A 16,736-nucleotide genomic window follows, 5' to 3' on the forward strand; every position below is an offset into this window, starting at 1 on the left:
AGACGATGAGGTAGATAGGTCATGGGTGGAAGCACGGCGACGTGTGGAGCTGAATGATACTAATCGGTCGAGGCTTTGATCTAGTCTAATGGTTTGTATGAATTGATGAGTCTTCAGTTTTGAGAGAACGATCTCTCTTGTCTGGTGGCGATGGCGAAGTGGTCACACCCGTTCCCATGCCGAACACGGAAGTTAAGCGCTTCAGCGCCGAAAGTAGTTGGGGGTCTCCCCCTGTGAGGATAGGACGTTGCCAGGCCAACGCGAAGGACGATCAAGCATCCGCTTGGTCGTTCTTTTTTTCATAAAAGTGTTGACGAATGGGATATATAATGCTAATATAATAATTGTCTAGTGGCGATAGCGAAGTGGTCACACCCGTTCCCATGCCGAACACGGAAGTTAAGTACTTCAGCGCCGAAAGTAGTTGGGGGTCTCCCCCTGTGAGGATAGGACGTTGCTAGGCCAACGCGAAGGACGATCAAGCAGATGCTTGGTCGTCCTTTTTTGTCGTTTCCTTTGAAACTTTTCATCTAATCTTCTCGTATGAAGAGACAGAAGAGGGGGAGTCAAGTATGCAAATCCGTGAAGCGACAGTCTCAGACTACAAGGCGTTCACTGAGGTTTCACGAGCGAGTTTTAAACAAGAGGCAGATCGTCTCCGATTACCATATCGGGACTTAAATATTGAACCACCGGGTTATGATGACGAGGCGATGAGCCTGTATTTGATTGAACAATTGATGTGTTATGTCATCGAACATGAAGGACAAGTCGTCGGGGGAGCCGTCGTGACGTTGACAGGGAAAGATTACGGACGGATTGACCGCATCTTTATTCATCCATACAGACAAGGTAAAGGGATTGGAAAACGGGTACTACAGTCAATCGAGAAGCTTCATCCGACTGTACGAATTTGGGAGTTGGAGACATCAGCAGCCCAACCCTACAATGTGGCATTTTATCGGGCAGTCGGTTACCAATCCGTCTTCGAATCAAGCGAAGAGGTCTGTTTCGTCAAACGAGTAAAGCAACCCGTAGATGAAGCAATCACATTGCGATATGAAGAGCGCTCCATCAAAGGTGCTCAAGCGTATGGAATGGATGCGAGTCAAATCGCCATCACGAATAGTAACGTCTCAGAACTACGGGCCAGCAATTGTAATTTCACGAGGAGCCAATTCCGCAATATTAACTTCAGAGAAACCGAGTTCGACGACTTGAATCTTTCCGGCTCACAATATCGATTCGTCACCATGTACGAGTCAGGACGGCCGACGACGTTTTTCCATACAAACCTGACGAACACGATTATGAAAAACTGTCGGCTTGATGGGGTCCAGATCGAGGATTCATCGATTGACGGCTTAACAATTGATGGGGTACACGTCAAAGACCTGTTAGAACATTATCGAAAAGAAACTGGAGGAATGAAACGTTATGAGTGATCTCTACCAAACCCAACACGACTTACAACAACAGATGGCAGAACGGGACCGACTCGCCCGGAAATTAAAAACACTCGACAAGCAAATTGCCGAACATGAAGCTGTACGAAAGCAACTTCTCAATTCGTTTACGAAAGAACAGCGCGATGTCTATGACTTGGATTCATTCTCGCTCGTCAACGCATGGCGTAAACTAAGGGGAACATTCAACGAACAAAAAACGATTGAATTAGAAGAGGCGGCCCGGGCCGAATTGAAGTTACGAGAACACGAGGCAATGGTCGATGAGTTAGGGCTTGAACGTCGTGATTTATATGAAACCTTTGAGACGTATAACGGGATTGACGCAGAGTGGGAAACGTTCGTAAAAGAGAAAGAAGCCCACTTGAAGCAGGATCCTGAAGTTAAGGAAACACTATATCGGCTCACGAAGCAGCAAGTGGAAACGAATGAGGTGCTCATTGAGTATAAAGAAGCCATTAGTGCTGGACATACAGCGCGGACTGCCATTTCAAGAACACTGAAACATCTCGACAGTGCAAAAGGCTGGTCGACGTATGATACGTTCTTTGGAGGGGGCTTGATTGCGACAGCGATGAAACATGATGCCATCGATGCCTCGGAGCGGAAGATGCATGAACTTCAAGCCGCACTTGAGCGATTCTCGCGGGAGTTGGTTGATGTGAAAGGCGTCGTCAGCGGATTACAGATTGAACGCGGATCACTGATCCAGTTCGCTGACTATTTCCTCGACGATATTTTCTCGGAATGGACGATGCATGGACGAATCAACGATTCACTGGATAAAGTGAACGGGCTCGATCGTGAAATCGCTAAACTGATCGAGAAAATGACAAGAGAAGTCGAACGTTTGGAGCGACAACTCGAAGAAATAGAAGCGAAACGAAAACAGCTCATCCTTACGCGGTGAGCTGTTTGGTCATTCTGGTCGTTTCAACCAATGGCGCAACCCTTTCCCGGCATGGGGACCTGCCGTGTAACGCGGGATGACATGCAAGTGCGCGTGGGACACGGTCTGGTTTGAAGCGGTCCCGACGTTCCAACCAAGCGTATAGCCGTCAGGGCCATACGTCTCTTCGAGGAACACCTTCGCTTCGTGGAGCAGTGTGTATGTATCATGCCATTCGAAAGGCGTGAGATCGAACGTCGTCGCTCGGTGTTGTTTCGGTACGATGACGCCTGAACCGACGAGCACGTCCTGTTCACGATCATGCATTAAAAAGTAGCATGTCTCGTTCTCGGCAACGATTCGTTGTGATGGATCAAGCTGTGGATGACAAAATGGACAAGTGGCCATCGGATTGGTACACTTCCTTTCTATATGAAGTGTACCAAAAGGGGGATTCAAATGAATGATTTGATCGATTATATCGTCGACGAAGTCGGGCAAAAAAGACATACGGTCATCGGGATTTCGGGACACGGAGGTGCCGGCAAGACGACGTTCGCTGATGCTTTAAGTGCGCGTCTCGGGGATGTGAACTATATCAATACCGACCCTTACATCACGGATTCGATGTTACGGAAGAGTGCTATGATCGACTATATGGTCGACGGTCAAACGCATCACTACAAGATGACGGCCTGTCATCCTTCCGCGCACCACTTACTGTCACTCGAGCGTGATGTCCGGATGGTACGAGAAGGCATCGGCTTTTATACGATCGACGTCCCGTATCTCGAACGGACTTGGATCGATCCAGCAAAACGAATCACTATCATTGAAGGGATGAGTGTCGCCTTCCTCGAACCTCACTATTTCGATGTATCGGTCTATTTGTATACGGATAGCGAGACTGAGTTCGCCCGTCGTTCTGTCCGGGACATCCAAGAGCGTGGGATGGACCTGGGCTACTTGAAAGCCTCGCACGACGAGCGTCGGTTTCAATATGAACTGTTCATGCATCCGCATCGTGAGAAGTTCCAGACGGTCGTCTCGACAAGCGATAATGTTTGGACGATTGAGCGGAGCCCACAAAAAAACCGCTCATCATGAGCGGTGGCTGCGTAACGTTTCTTGGATCCCGAGCCCGAGCCGATCTTGTTCGCGCTCGAGTTGGTCCCACGTAAGCGAGCGATGGCGTAACGTGACGTCGTTCGCAATCGATTCAAGTGTGCGTTGCTTCTCGATGTTGTCGAGCCAGTAATAGACGTCGACCCCATCCTCATCGATGCGCCAGAACGATTTGACGACTTCGAACTCGTCGGCCCAGTCGCCGACCGGCTTAAACCCATACTTCTCGACGAATGGATACGGCCGTTCTTCTCCGAGCGGGTCGATGACGTTGCGGACGAACATGAGCTCGAGACCTGCATGTTCGGTCGCCTCTAACAAGCGTTTCAAAGCGGGGAGCGGTTCGACTTCGACATTCTCGACAACATCGAACCAAATCCGTTTGCCGTCCGTGTCCCAGACGGTCGCTTCCACACTATACGGAGCGCCCGCTGTCGACGGGGCATACATCGTTAAATCAAACGTGAACGGGATATGCCCTTCAGTACCTGGTTCGAGGACGACCGATAGAGGGATTGGGACTTCTTGAAGATCAGCCTCGCGGTTGAACTCATTCCCTTCGAGCGTGATGTCTTTGAAAGTCGTCAAAAAGTTAAGCGTCAACTCCTGCAGTCGCACGACATGTGAAGTGGTGTTCGACACACGTAACGTTCCATGGACGGTTTCGTTCGGGAGAAACGGTACGGTGTGAAAATAGACGGATGCATCCAGTTCGGAAAAGAACCATTTTTTAAAGCGATTACCCCATTTCGACATGACGGTCGCGCCCCTTTTCTCTAGTAAGTTACACTCCTTATCATGTTCCCGATTCCAATTCTCAAAAAACATTTAGAAAAAGGTTGCATTTTATAACTACTTCACTTATTATAGAGGATGTCGAAACAATTCAAACCATCGCGGGGTGGAGCAGTCTGGTAGCTCGTCGGGCTCATAACCCGAAGGTCGTCGGTTCAAATCCGGCCCCCGCAACCAATTTTTATTTAATTTCATATGTCGTCGCGGGGTGGAGCAGTCTGGTAGCTCGTCGGGCTCATAACCCGAAGGTCGTTGGTTCAAATCCAGCCCCCGCAACCAATTTTTTAAATGAGATAGCGAAACGATGACGTTTCGTGTTTTTTTTTGCGCAAAATTGAGTGTACAATGAGTACGTATCGCTAGAACCACTAAAGGAGAAACATCATGTATACATTGATTACCCATTCTGCGGCCGAAACGCAGGCGGTGGCAGAAAAACTCGCCACGCTCGTCAAAGCCGGAACGGTCATAACGTTGGACGGCGACCTCGGTGCCGGCAAGACGACGTTCACCCAAGGCTTTGGTAAAGGCCTCGGCGTCACGCGTAACGTCAACAGCCCGACGTTCACCATCATGAAACAATACCAAGGGCGCTTGCCGCTCTATCATATGGACGTCTATCGTCTCGAAGACACGGGGGACGATATTGGCCTCGAGGAATACATCAACGGTGATGGTGTCGCCATCGTCGAATGGTCGAACTTGATCGAGTCGTCACTTCCGACGGAACGGCTCGCCATCACAATCGAGCGAGTCGGGGACGAGGAACGTCAACTGACGTTCGCGCCCGTCGGCGACACGTACGATGCAATCGTGAAGGAGGTGCTCGCATGAAACAACTCATGATTGACACGTCGACGACACGTCTGTCTGTCGCCTTGAGTGAGCACGGACAGATTCAAGCCGAGGCGACAGTCATGGTCTCGAAAAATCATGCCGTCACGCTCATGCCGATGATCGAACAATTGATGAATGCGGTCAAATGGACACCGACCGAACTCGAACGCATCGTCGTGACGACAGGTCCGGGATCTTATACGGGTATCCGCATCGGTGTCACGACCGCGAAGACGCTCGCCTACACGCTTCAAATCCCGCTCGTCGGGGTCTCGGCGCTCCGTCTCATGGCGGCGGCCCCGAATACGGAGCTCCCCGTCGTCGCGCTCATCGACGCCCGTCGTGGCAATGCGTATATCGGTCACTATCAGCAGAACGAGGCCGTCACACCCGACCGTCATGCTTCGGTCGCTGCTTGGCTTGAAGCTACCATCACAGGACCATTCGTCGTCGTCGGTGATGTCGAGCCGTTCCGTGACGTACTCGCGTCTTACGACTATACCGAAGCACCGGCCGCGCATAGCTATGGCCGGGCGAGCGATCTCGTCGCGTTAGGTGACGTCACGGACGATGTTCATGCGTTTGAGCCCGAGTATCTTCGTCTCGCTGAGGCGGAAGCGAAATGGCTCGAGGGACAAAACAATGGCTGACATTAAAATCCGGCGCATGACATGGCTCGACGTCGAAGAAGTGACCAAAGTCGAGGAGGCCTCGTTCGCTATTCCGTGGACGAAAGAAGCGTTCATGAACGAGATGCTCCGCAATGACCAAGCGATCTATTTCGTCGCTGTGCATGAACGACGCGTGGTCGGCTTCGTCGGGGTTTGGCAAATCGTAGACGAGGGGCACATCACGAACATCGCCGTCTTACCGGAATATCGTGGGCAAGGCATCGGCAATCTTCTCCTGACGAAACTCGTTGAATTCGCCCGCTCGAAGTCACTCGCGGCGCTCACGCTCGAAGTGCGCGTCTCGAACATCGGCGCCCAAAAGTTGTATGAACAGTTCGGTTTTGAAAATGCCGGACGCCGGAAACGCTACTATCAAGACAATAATGAAGACGCCTATATTTACTGGGCGAAGTTAGGAAGTGAAACAGATGGACACATCGCTCATCCTCGCGATTGAGTCGAGCTGTGATGAGACGTCCGTCGCGCTCGTGCGTGACGGCAAGACGCTCTTGTCGAACGTCGTCTCGTCGCAAATTGAAAGTCATAAACGGTTTGGCGGAGTCGTCCCGGAGGTCGCCTCGCGCCATCACGTCGAACGGATCACGTACGTCATCGATGACGCCCTTAGTGAAGCCGGTGTGACGATGCAAGACGTCGATGCCGTCGCGGTCACGCAAGGGCCGGGTCTCGTCGGGGCACTCCTCGTCGGCATCAGTGCGGCCAAAGCGCTCGCGTTCGCCCACAGTAAACCACTCATCGGTGTCCATCATATCGCCGGACACATCTATGCGAACGAACTCGTCGAAGAGATGGAGTTCCCACTCGTCTGTCTCGTCGTCTCGGGCGGCCATACGGAGCTCGTCTATATGCCCGAGCACGGTATGTTCGAAGTCATTGGGGAGACACGTGACGATGCGGCCGGAGAAGCGTATGACAAAGTCGCACGGACGCTCAGCCTTCCTTACCCAGGTGGACCTGCCATCGACCGTCTCGCAGCCGATGGGGAAGACACTTACAAGTTCCCACGGGTTCGGCTTGAAGCGGGAAGTTTCGATTTCAGCTTCAGCGGGCTCAAGTCGTCGGTCATCAACGCCGTCCACAACGCTGAACAGCGCGGGGAGACGGTCATCCCTGAAAACTTGGCGGCCAGTTTCCAAGCGAGTGTCGTCGAAGTGCTCGTCGAGAAAGCGATTCGTGCCGTGAAAGAAAAAGGAGCGAAGCAATTGCTCGTCGCAGGTGGCGTCGCAGCCAACCGTGGACTCCGCGCTGCGCTCAAAGAAGCGACGGACCGCGAAGGCATCCGCCTCGTCATCCCACCACTTGATCTATGCGGAGACAACGCCGGTATGATTGGAGTCGCGGCACATCACGCGTATGTGCGCGGAAAGCGCGATACACTGGCGATGAATGCGGTTCCTGGGTTATCCTTAGAAGAGAGCATGACAGTCTAGGGGGAAATATACAGATGATGAAACGCATAATCATTGGAGGTCTCGTCGTACTGCTCGTCGTCGCGACGTTTTTGCAAGTACGGGAGATCATCCGCGCTTATAATATCGCCTATCAAGAAGAAATCGTTCCGGAAGCGACACGCGTCCGGTCGCTCACGGGAGCGGAATCGCTCGAAGGTATCGGCCGGGTCACGGGTGAGAACACGCTCGTCGAGACGTTGTATGGCTATAAGAGCCTAGACGACCAAGACATCGAAAGCGTCATCGTCGTCGACCGCAACCTCGGCGTTCAGCCGAAAGCGAGCGATGCGTATTATCAAATCGCACCGGGACGAGAAGCGACCGAAGAAGAGGCGGCGAAGTTCGAGGACATCGTCAACGAGTTTGACGAAGAGCAATTGTTCGCCCAAGTCATCTCGACGCATGAGGCAAAATATGTGACGAACGACGAAGAGGAGCTCACATTCTACAAAGTGTTCGTCCGTGACGTCGATACGAACGAGTACGTGTTCTTCATCACGGAAGACGGCATCAAGCTCGACTTCCACACGCGCGGGTTCCAACCGCTGCGTTATTTCTAAACGTAAAACAGGGAAGCTGACCTCCACAATGGAGAGCGGCTTCCCTGTTTTTATACTTCTGGATGATGTTTCTTTTGTTTATACCACATATTCACTCGGCTCACGACATAGACGATCAAGGCGAGCACCCACATGAGGAGCGTCGACTGATAGAAGTGCCCCCATACCGAGCCGGGCGTGTAAAAGCTGTGCACGGTCACATCGACCGGCCAGACGACAAGGCGGATAAAGAGCGTGCTCATGAGCAGACCGCTCAACAAGCTGATGACAATCCCGCTCCACGTCTGGATGATGAAGCCGATGACGACCGGCAGGAAATAAAACAGGAACGACGGGACGACGGTCGGTTCCCCACGAATCAGTTCGGATACGTACTCCGTCCCGGTCGGCACGATGTAGGCGAGACCAGTCAGGAAGGCGTGCATCCACTCGATTCGCATCGCACGGAATCGCATCATGAATGGAGCTCCTCCCATTCTGCATACAACGCCGTGATCGATTCTTTCGTCGCATCGGACTCGGTCGACAGTTCCTGTGCCCGGGCGAAGTCGTTGAAGACGTCCGGTTCACACAACAGCTGCTCGATTTCCTCGAGCCGGGCCTCGTGTTGCTCGATCGTGAGCTCAATCTCCTCGATTCGTTGTTTCATCCGGCGCTCCTCACGTTGCTGTTCCTTGTCGGCGCGCTGTTTTTTGACGATGACTTGTTTCGTCTCTTCACGAGCGAGTCGGGCCAGTTCTTCGAGTTCTTCTTTCTTCTCGACGTAGTACGAGTAATCACCGAGGTATTCGTCGATGCCGTTCGGCGTGATCTCTAAGACGCGCGTCGCGAGCCGGTCGATGAAGTAACGGTCGTGTGACACGAACAAGATCGTGCCCGGGTAGTCGACGAGGGCGTTCTCGAGGATCATCTTCGAGTCGAGGTCCAAGTGGTTCGTCGGCTCATCCAAGATGAGCAAGTTCGGTTGCTCGAGCTTCAACTTGGCGAGCGTCAAACGGGCCCGCTCTCCACCCGACAATTCGTGGACACGTTTCATGACGTCGTCACCGCTGAACAGGAACTGACCAAGCAGGCTGCGAACTTCTTGTTCGCGCATGAGCGGCCAGTCGTTCCAAATCTCGTCGATGACGCGGTTGGCGTCTGACAAGTTCTGTTGCTCCTGGTCGTAGTAGCCGATCTCGACGCCGGTGCCGTAGCGGATGTCACCGGTAAGGGCCGGCTGTTGTTTCGTCAACACTTTCAAGAGCGTCGATTTGCCGACCCCGTTCGGGCCGACGAGGGCGACCGATTCGCCGCGTTGCAGTTGGAAGCGGAGATTTTGGGCGATCGGTTCCTCATAGCCGATGGCGAGGTCGCTGCCGCTCAACACGTCGTTCCCGCTTTGGCGCTTAATCGAGAACGAGAGGACGGCACTACGCTCATCACCGTCCGGCGCTTCCATTCGATCGACTTTCTCGAGACGCTTGCGGACACTCTGGGCCCGCTTCGTCGTCGTCGCCCGGGCGATGTTGCGCTGGATGAAGTCCTGCATCTTGGCGATCTCTTCTTGCTGTGATTCGAACTGTTTCTTTTCTTGCTCATAGATCGCGGCCTTCTGCTCGAGATACTTCGTATAATTGCCGACGAAGCGACGGCTCCGGTGACGCGACAACTCATAGACGACCGAGACGACGCGGTCGAGGAAGTAGCGGTCGTGGGAGACGATGAGGACGGCGCCTTTATAGCCGCTCAAATACTTCTCGAGCCAACCGAGCGTCTCGATGTCCAAGTGGTTCGTCGGCTCATCCAGGATGAGCAGGTCTGGACTTTGGAGCAGCATCTTCGCGAGGGCGAGGCGGGTCCGTTGTCCACCGGAGAGCGTATCGATGCGGCGCTCGAAGTCGTCCGGATAAAAGCGCATTCCGTGAAGGACGGAGCGGATCGTCGCCTCGTATTGATAGCCGCCGCGGTCTTTGAACGTATGCTGTTCTTCATCGTAAGACGACAGCAGGCGCTCATAGGCGGCCGGGTCGTTCAAGATGCGCTCGCTGCCCATGTCTTGTTCCATGCGGCGGAGCGTTTTTTCCTGTTCAATTAAATCGGTGAAGACGGTGAGCATCTCGTTCCAAATCGTCTCGTTCGATTCAAGTCCTGAATCTTGGGCGAGATAGCCGATCGTCACGTCTTTCGGTTTCATGATATCGCCCGAGTCATAGTTGTATTCCCCGGCGATGACTTTGAGCAGTGTCGACTTGCCGGCGCCGTTCCGGCCGACGAGGGCGACGCGTTCGCCTTCTTGGATTTCGAGTTTGACGTTCTCTAAAATCGGCTCGACGCCGAATGATTTCGATAAGTTATTGACTTGCAGTAGGATCAAGTGAAAAAACCCCTTTCTCTCTATTTAGTATACTGTATTTTTTAGTCTTTTCAGGTATATTCGTTGAGTGGTTATGTGAATTCGTTTACAATCAAGGTGTATGAAATTAGATTCGTTTGAAACGCGTCGTAAAAAGGAGGCTCTTTCCGTTGAGTCAAAACGAACCAAAGATTCCGCAAGCGACAGCCAAACGGTTGCCACTATACTATCGGTTTATCCAAAGCCTGCATTCATCAGGAAAACAGCGTGTCTCTTCTGCTGAACTGAGTGAGGCGGTCAAGGTCGATTCGGCCACAATCCGTCGCGATTTCTCGTACTTCGGTGCGCTCGGTAAAAAGGGATATGGCTATAACGTACAGTATCTGTTAGACTTTTTCCGTAAGACACTGAATCAGGACGAGATTACGAACGTCGCCTTGGTCGGGGTTGGTCATCTCGGGACAGCTTTCGTCAACTATAACTTCCTTAAAAACAATAACACACATATCGTTGTCGGGTTCGACGCAGACGAGACAAAAGTCGGCACGACGATGTCCGGTGTCCCGATTCATCACGTCGATGAGATGGAACAGATCATGAAACAAAACAAGATTGACGTTGCCATTTTGACGGTGCCGTCTGCCTATGCACAGCCTGTCGCGGATGACTTGGTCCGCTTCGGCATCAAAGGCATCTTGAACTTTACACCGGCCAGGCTTACTGTGCCGGATACGGTCCGCGTCCATCATATCGACTTGTCGATCGAACTCCAGTCGCTCATTTACTTTATGCAACACTATCCATCTGCTGAGGGGGTCCATCAATAATGGAATTACTATTATCGTCACTCGTCGTCGGTATTCCAGGCGGAGCAAGTCTGTTTGTCATCGCGATTATCGCGCTCATCATCTTCGGGCCGAAGAAATTGCCTGAATTCGGACGCGCCGCCGGACAGACGCTCCGTGAGTTCAAAAACGCCACGAGTGGCATGATGAACGAGCATGACGAGAAAGACAAGAAAGAAATTGAGAAGAAAGAGCAGTAAGCGATGAGCCATCAACCTGATCAAGAACGGGCACTGTCCGACCACTTGACAGAGCTGCGGAGACGACTGATGCTGTCGGCATTTGTCGTCTTTGCCTTCTTTTTGATTGCTTTGCCGAGTGTCAAATATGTGCTCGCCTATCTCCAGGCCGACCTCGTCGAACGAGGCCTTGAATTGAACGCCTTTGGGGTCGCGGACCCGCTCATGATTTACTTGAATTTGGCGCTCGTCATCGGGCTCGTCGCGGCTGGTCCGTTTCTACTGTATCAACTGTGGGCGTTTGTCGCACCTGGTCTGCATCCGAACGAGCGGAAAGCGACGCTCGCTTATATTCCGATCATCTTTATCTTGTTCCTCGTCGGTTTGGCGTTTGCCTACTATTGGTTGTTCCCGCTCGTCCTCGATATCTCGACGGACCTCGGGCAAGACCTTGGTCTGACGCAAATCATCGGGGCGTCGAACTACTTCACGTTCTTGCTGCAACTGACCATCCCATTCGGACTGTTATTCCAGTTGCCGGTCGTGACGATGTTCTTGACGCGCATCGGTGTCGTGACGCCGTACTTCCTGTCATCGATTCGGAAGTATGCGTACTTCGCCTTGTTCGTCGTCGCGGCCTTCATCACGCCGCCGGATTTGACGTCGCACCTCATGGTGTCACTGCCGCTCTTCTTCTTGTATGAGATCAGTTTATCGATTTCACGCATCACGTACCGGGGTGTGCTCCGACGTGAGAAAGAGGCGATGGTGAAAGAACAGATGGATTTGATGAAACAAATGAATGAGAAGTAAACACCATGTCATGCGACGTGGTGTTTTTTTTGATTTTAGGGCTATTCAATTTTGAAAAAACAACTTAAAATTAGGAGGGTTAAATCAAAAAATGGATTATTTTTGAAAGTTATGCATTCATAAACAGAAATGAGGAGAGTAATGAACAAGTGGTTATGGAGCATGCTCGTGGTGCTCGTCATGATGGTAGCACCGGGAGTTGAAGTCCGAGCAGAAGACTATGCCAAACCGGAAATCATTCCGGCAGGAGAAGTCGTAGGAGATAGTGGGTATGTGTGGCGTTCGGGAGATCCGGAGACGCTAGTTCACATTGAGACCGGTGAGGAATATACGTTACCGATTCGCGTGTCTGCTGCTTATAATATGTATGCCATCGGAGACGGCCGATTTATGTTAAAAGGATGGCCGGAGTGGGTGATGTGGGATATACGTACGAATGAAGCGACGACATTCCCAATCGAAGCAGGAAGTGAGAATCGACTCGTCTCAACGAATGTAACAACAGGAATGATGTTATGGGCTGATGACGAAAAGTATATTATCACATCGATGTCAGGTGATATTCTCGGATCGCTCACGAAAGGCAGCGATCAGGTATACAGTCTGCTCGATGATGGGAACGTCCTCGCGTTCGCCGACGGTCAAGTGACGAAGCGGACGGTGACAGGAGAGGTGCTTGAGACAATCAGTTCCTATTCAGGACAGGTGAGGTGGGCCCGTCACATGAAAGAAGCGAATCAATGGTTCGTGATCAAAAATGATGACTCGGAGCACATGTTTATTTTCGATTTGGCGACGAAACGATGGATTGAGAAAGATGCGCCAAACATAAGTAACCTTACGTGGAAAGACGGCACCTACTACTTCATGACGCGAGAAATGTATACGACATTCTATGTCAGTTATAACGTCAGCACGAATGAGTGGAAAGAGGCACCGATTGATGACGCTGACATTCGACAACACGGTCCTTGGTACGTTTTTGGTATGAAGAAGACGGAAGTGTACACACCGGAGTCTTTATGGAAAGCACCATGGCAACTGAATGTCAATGTGCCGAAAACGACGAATCGCTATGAGGTAGGTCGTCCATATGACGTCAACGGAACGGCCACGCTCGTCGATGGTACGGCCTTACCGATTCCAGCGACTGAGCTGACGGCACGTTTAGCCCATCAAGACGACCCGTTCGTTTGGGAGCAAGGGAAACTGACGTTACAGACGAATGAGTCGTATGACATGATTTTTAAGTGGAACGATTTTGAGCGCCGGTTAGACTTATGGGCATCGAACTATGTGCCGCTCACGCTCGACCCGCCAACCGGTGTCTTAGGCCCGATCAGCGGGAAGACGGCACCGAACACGCCGGTGTTTGTCAGTGTGACGAAAAACTTGTATCAATCGAACTCATCGGATTCATTGTTGAACTATCAATCGGCGACGGTCCAATCGGATGAGTCGGGTCGCTATACGTGGCAACCGGCGCGGTGGTTCACACCTGGATCGCGTGTGACTGTGAAAATCGGTAGTGGGTCAGGTGTTTACGCCGATCCGATTGAACTTCAGACGGTCAAAGAAAGTGACGATACTTCATCAAATGGTATCTCGGTTCTGACGAAAACGGTCACTTCAGGTGTCACATTGAAAACGACGCCGAACGCCGCAGTGGATGTGTTGATTCGCAGTGGGAAATACTACGAAATTTCGAATGAGCAGGCAGATGAAGACGGACTCATTTCGATTAAAGAGTTTAATACGATGCCTGTAGACATCGGAACAAAAGTCTACTTCAAATTAAAAGAAGCACCCGCTTCAGCGTTCCGGCTCACAACCGTGGAGACAAGAGTGGAACCGCCTGTCTTTTCGTGGACTCGGACACCGTTAATGTATGACAAATCCATCAACATCACATCGAGTACCGATCAGGCTTATCGCATCTATCGAAACGGTACGCATGTGGCGACAACACGCGTCATGCCGTACACGTTCGATACCCCATTGAAAGAAGGGGATGTCATTCTCGTCACACGTTCGAGCGGCGATGCGACGTATGAACTCACAAAGACGGTCCGTGCGTTCACTCCGACGCTCAGTGTGACGGACACGTTGATGACAAAGACACAAGCGACACTCTCAATCAAAAAGACGAGCACGGCGACAGTGCGCTTCTATGTAAATGACAAACTCGTCTCGGCCAAACGCCTATCGACGACACGTTACACCGTCCCCGCCAAACCGGGGGATCGTGTTCGCGTCAAAGCATCGGTCGGCTCGAAATCGCGTGACGTCTCGATTCAGTTGCCGAAAACGTCGCTGTCGACGCTCTCGATTAATGATGAGAAGTCACTCTGGGTCGGGTACGTGATCCCGAATAGCACGGTCACGTTGAAAAAAGGGTCGACGGTGCTCGCCACAGCAAAAGCGAGCAGCACCGGACGTGTGACGCTCCGCTTCACGCGGCAACCGGTCAATGCGACGCTCTCGTTGACGAACCAAAGCGGGACGTTCCGACATGTGCAGACGGTGAAGGTGACGACTGGACCGACACCGACGCTCGTGACGACGATTCCATCAAGCACATCGAAGACACTGAAGGTGACATCGAACGTCGGGTACGGCACATTGACGCTCACGCGGGGGTCGACGGTGCTCGCGAAGAAGACGGTGACGTCGACGTCGACAACGCTCAGTTTCACCCCACAAAAGAAAGGAACGAAATTGACACTCCGTCTCGTGACGCCAAAAGGCCGAAGCGTGACGAAGACGATTTATGTTCGTTAACTGAGAAGCCATTCGCGATGATGCGGATGGCTTTTTTTAGAGATGGGGAACAGGGGGAGGACGTGATACGATGGAGCCAATCGAACATAGGTCAGGGGGAGAAGCGATGGCTTGGGAGTACTATGGGGATGAACTCATCATCATCGGCGTGTTGACGACAATTTTGTTGATTGCCGTGCTAAACTTTTTGAAATCGCGATTCAAGCGGAGACTCGTCTTCTCGTTAACGTTGCTTCTCGTGGGATACGTATCGTGTATCATCGGACTCGTCTTCGTCCGCGGTTGGGACGCGCTGGGCTGGATTTTGATCGGCATTAGTCTGTATGTGATCGGTCTCCTCACTTATATCGGCGTCGTTATCTATCACTGGGTCAAAGGGCGACGCACCACAAACTCATAAGTGAACCGTTCCGGTTGCGGGACGGTTTTTTTGTTGTCACACATGGAGTTCAAACTTTAGACATAATTACGTGAAAAAGTGAGCAAAGGGATTGTCAAACCTTCTTGTGAAATAGTACACTAAGTTCAGAAAGTAAATGTGATATTTATCACAAACACTAACTTGCCTAACACTCAAAGGAGAGACAACCATATGAAAATCGCAGTCATCGGATGTACACACGCAGGAACAGCAGCAGTCAAAGGATTACTCGCCAAGCACGACAATCTCGACATCACGGTGTATGAACGCAACGACAACGTCAGCTTCCTCTCATGTGGGATCGCCCTCCACGTCGGCGGTGTCATCAAACGTGCGGAAGAGCTCTTCTACGCGTCACCGACCGAACTCGAAGAACTCGGCGCGACGATGCGCATGAAGCACGACGTGTTGAACATCGACACGGAAGCGAAGACGGTCCATGCGAAAGACCTCGACACGGGAGAAGACGTCTATGACACGTTCGACCGTTTGATCGTCACAACTGGTTCATGGCCGATCGTCCCGACGCTCCCTGGCATCGAGATGACTGGGATTGAGCTCTGCAAAAACTATGGCCACGCCCAACGCATCATCGAGCGGGCGAAAGATGCGACGAACATCGCCGTCATCGGTGCCGGCTATATCGGTGTCGAGCTCGTCGAAGCGTTCGAAGTGTACGGCAAACACGTCACGTTCATCGATAGCGCCGACCGCATCTTGAACAAGTACCTCGACAAGTCGTTCACGGATCAACTTGAAGCGGACATGACGTCACGCGGCATCGACCTCGAGCTCGGCCAGACGGTCGAAGCGTTCCGCGGGAGAGATGGAAACGTCACGCACGTCGTGACCGATAAAGGTGAGTTCGAGGCTGACCTCGTCATCCTCTGTGTCGGCTTCCGCCCGAACACGGGACTCCTTCAAGGCCAAGTCGACATGCTCGGCAACGGCGCCATCATCGTCGACGAATATATGCGCACGAGCAACCCGGACGTCTTCGCGGCTGGTGACAGCTGTGCCGTCTATTACAACCCGGCGCGCACACATGCCTACATCCCGCTCGCGACGAACGCCGTCCGCATGGGAACGCTCGTCGCAGAGAACTTGATTGCACCGCGGGTCCGTTATCAAGGGACGCAAGGGACGTCAGGTCTCCGTCTCTACGATTGGAACATCGCTTCGTCAGGTCTCACAGAAGAAGCGGCCGGCCTGTTCGGCCTCGACGTCGAGAGCGTCGTGATTGAAGATGCGTACCGTCCGGAGTTCATGCCGACGGCTGAACCGGTCCAGTTCAAACTCGTCTATGAAGTCGGCACACACCGCGTCGTCGGAGGACAAGTCCTCTCGAAAGCGGACATGACGCAAGCGGTCAACACGTTGTCGCTCGCCATCCAAAACGAGATGACGGTCGAAGAGCTCGCCTATGTCGACTTCTTCTTCCAACCGCACTACAACAAGCCATGGCACTTCATCAACAGCGGGGCGCTCGCGGCGATGAAAGATAAAGTCAACGCATAAAAAAACTCGGGAGCCGCGGCTTCCGAGTT

Annotated in this window: 18 protein-coding genes, 2 tRNA genes and 3 rRNA genes; 19 read left to right on the forward strand and 4 right to left on the reverse strand. The window is 52.2% G+C overall.

The window, feature by feature from the left end; translation table 11 throughout:
- The 5 genes from KNP78_RS11300 to KNP78_RS11320 all read left to right on the forward strand — a co-directional run.
- Positions 1-83, forward strand: a 23S ribosomal RNA gene (locus KNP78_RS11300); the annotation flags it as partial.
- A gap of 57 nt (positions 84-140) precedes the next feature.
- Positions 141-256, forward strand: a 5S ribosomal RNA gene (gene rrf / locus KNP78_RS11305).
- Positions 257-347: 91 nt separating this feature from the next.
- Positions 348-463 (forward strand): 5S ribosomal RNA (rrf, locus tag KNP78_RS11310).
- A gap of 109 nt (positions 464-572) precedes the next feature.
- Complete coding sequence (locus tag KNP78_RS11315; protein WP_214824304.1) at positions 573-1,445, forward strand: GNAT family N-acetyltransferase; 873 nt, start codon at positions 573-575, stop codon at positions 1,443-1,445.
- A complete protein-coding gene (locus tag KNP78_RS11320) occupies positions 1,438-2,376 on the forward strand; it encodes a coiled-coil domain-containing protein (RefSeq protein WP_214824306.1) in 939 nt (312 codons plus the stop codon). Before KNP78_RS11315 ends, KNP78_RS11320 begins: the two co-directional genes overlap by 8 nt.
- Positions 2,377-2,385: 9 nt before the next feature.
- Here the strand turns inward: KNP78_RS11320 and KNP78_RS11325 are convergent, their stop codons facing one another.
- On the reverse strand, positions 2,386-2,763 hold the full coding sequence (locus KNP78_RS11325) for an HIT family protein (RefSeq protein ID WP_214824310.1): 378 nt from the start codon (positions 2,761-2,763) through the stop codon (positions 2,386-2,388).
- Between the two features lie 51 nt (positions 2,764-2,814).
- Between KNP78_RS11325 and KNP78_RS11330 the strand changes: the two genes are divergently transcribed.
- On the forward strand, positions 2,815-3,462 hold the full coding sequence (locus KNP78_RS11330) for a uridine kinase family protein (protein WP_214824314.1): 648 nt from the start codon (positions 2,815-2,817) through the stop codon (positions 3,460-3,462).
- Here the strand turns inward: KNP78_RS11330 and KNP78_RS11335 are convergent.
- Positions 3,457-4,236 (reverse strand): sporulation protein, encoded by a 780-nt coding sequence (locus KNP78_RS11335; RefSeq protein WP_214824317.1) that lies wholly within the window; start codon positions 4,234-4,236, stop codon positions 3,457-3,459. The genes KNP78_RS11330 and KNP78_RS11335 overlap by 6 nt on opposite strands.
- 139 nt (positions 4,237-4,375) lie before the next feature.
- On the opposite strand from KNP78_RS11335, the gene KNP78_RS11340 reads away from it, so the two are divergent.
- From KNP78_RS11340 to KNP78_RS11370, 7 genes are all read left to right on the forward strand, one after another.
- A tRNA-Met gene (locus tag KNP78_RS11340) sits at positions 4,376-4,452 on the forward strand.
- 25 nt (positions 4,453-4,477) lie between these two features.
- Positions 4,478-4,554: transfer RNA gene (locus KNP78_RS11345), tRNA-Met, on the forward strand.
- Positions 4,555-4,659: 105 nt separating this feature from the next.
- Positions 4,660-5,109, forward strand: coding sequence for a tRNA (adenosine(37)-N6)-threonylcarbamoyltransferase complex ATPase subunit type 1 TsaE (gene tsaE, locus KNP78_RS11350; RefSeq protein ID WP_214824329.1), 450 nt, complete (start codon positions 4,660-4,662; stop codon positions 5,107-5,109).
- On the forward strand, positions 5,106-5,762 hold the full coding sequence (gene tsaB / locus KNP78_RS11355) for a tRNA (adenosine(37)-N6)-threonylcarbamoyltransferase complex dimerization subunit type 1 TsaB (protein WP_214824331.1): 657 nt from the start codon (positions 5,106-5,108) through the stop codon (positions 5,760-5,762). The genes tsaE and tsaB overlap by 4 nt, the downstream gene beginning before the upstream one ends.
- Positions 5,755-6,240: a ribosomal protein S18-alanine N-acetyltransferase gene (gene rimI, locus KNP78_RS11360; RefSeq protein ID WP_214824340.1), complete on the forward strand. Its 486-nt coding sequence runs from the start codon at positions 5,755-5,757 to the stop codon at positions 6,238-6,240. The genes tsaB and rimI overlap by 8 nt, the downstream gene beginning before the upstream one ends.
- Positions 6,212-7,234 carry a tRNA (adenosine(37)-N6)-threonylcarbamoyltransferase complex transferase subunit TsaD gene (gene tsaD, locus KNP78_RS11365; protein WP_214824351.1) on the forward strand — a complete coding sequence of 341 codons (1,023 nt, stop codon included), beginning with the start codon at positions 6,212-6,214 and terminating at the stop codon, positions 7,232-7,234. The genes rimI and tsaD overlap by 29 nt, the downstream gene beginning before the upstream one ends.
- Positions 7,235-7,248: 14 nt before the next feature.
- A complete protein-coding gene (locus KNP78_RS11370; protein ID WP_214824354.1) occupies positions 7,249-7,815 on the forward strand; it encodes a hypothetical protein in 567 nt (188 codons plus the stop codon).
- A 50-nt stretch (positions 7,816-7,865) separates the two neighbouring features.
- On the opposite strand, the gene KNP78_RS11375 is transcribed toward KNP78_RS11370, so the two are convergent.
- Entirely contained in the window at positions 7,866-8,273 is a 408-nt protein-coding gene (locus tag KNP78_RS11375; protein WP_034781408.1) for a hypothetical protein, read from the reverse strand.
- Positions 8,270-10,171, reverse strand: coding sequence for an ABC-F family ATP-binding cassette domain-containing protein (locus KNP78_RS11380; RefSeq protein WP_214824357.1), 1,902 nt, complete (start codon positions 10,169-10,171; stop codon positions 8,270-8,272). The genes KNP78_RS11375 and KNP78_RS11380 overlap by 4 nt, the downstream gene beginning before the upstream one ends.
- A gap of 149 nt (positions 10,172-10,320) precedes the next feature.
- On the opposite strand from KNP78_RS11380, the gene KNP78_RS11385 reads away from it, so the two are divergent.
- The 6 genes from KNP78_RS11385 to KNP78_RS11410 all read left to right on the forward strand — a co-directional run bounded on the left by KNP78_RS11385 (position 10,321) and on the right by KNP78_RS11410 (position 16,707).
- Positions 10,321-10,977 (forward strand): redox-sensing transcriptional repressor Rex, encoded by a 657-nt coding sequence (locus KNP78_RS11385; protein WP_029596207.1) that lies wholly within the window; start codon positions 10,321-10,323, stop codon positions 10,975-10,977.
- A complete protein-coding gene (locus tag KNP78_RS11390) occupies positions 10,977-11,195 on the forward strand; it encodes a twin-arginine translocase TatA/TatE family subunit (protein ID WP_034781411.1) in 219 nt (72 codons plus the stop codon). The genes KNP78_RS11385 and KNP78_RS11390 overlap by 1 nt, the downstream gene beginning before the upstream one ends.
- 3 nt (positions 11,196-11,198) lie before the next feature.
- The gene (gene tatC / locus KNP78_RS11395) at positions 11,199-11,987 is read left to right on the forward strand and encodes a twin-arginine translocase subunit TatC (protein ID WP_034781413.1); all 789 of its coding nucleotides are present in this window, start codon (positions 11,199-11,201) and stop codon (positions 11,985-11,987) included.
- A gap of 141 nt (positions 11,988-12,128) precedes the next feature.
- Positions 12,129-14,768, forward strand: coding sequence for a hypothetical protein (locus KNP78_RS11400; protein WP_214824360.1), 2,640 nt, complete (start codon positions 12,129-12,131; stop codon positions 14,766-14,768).
- A gap of 106 nt (positions 14,769-14,874) precedes the next feature.
- Complete coding sequence (locus tag KNP78_RS11405) at positions 14,875-15,168, forward strand: YesK family protein (protein ID WP_214824363.1); 294 nt, start codon at positions 14,875-14,877, stop codon at positions 15,166-15,168.
- Between the two features lie 192 nt (positions 15,169-15,360).
- A complete protein-coding gene (locus KNP78_RS11410) occupies positions 15,361-16,707 on the forward strand; it encodes an FAD-dependent oxidoreductase (RefSeq protein ID WP_214824366.1) in 1,347 nt (448 codons plus the stop codon).
- The last annotated feature ends 29 nt before the right edge of the window (positions 16,708-16,736 follow it).

This window comes from Exiguobacterium sp. s28, from assembly GCF_018618135.1.
GTDB classification, from domain to species: domain Bacteria; phylum Bacillota; class Bacilli; order Exiguobacteriales; family Exiguobacteriaceae; genus Exiguobacterium; species Exiguobacterium mexicanum_A.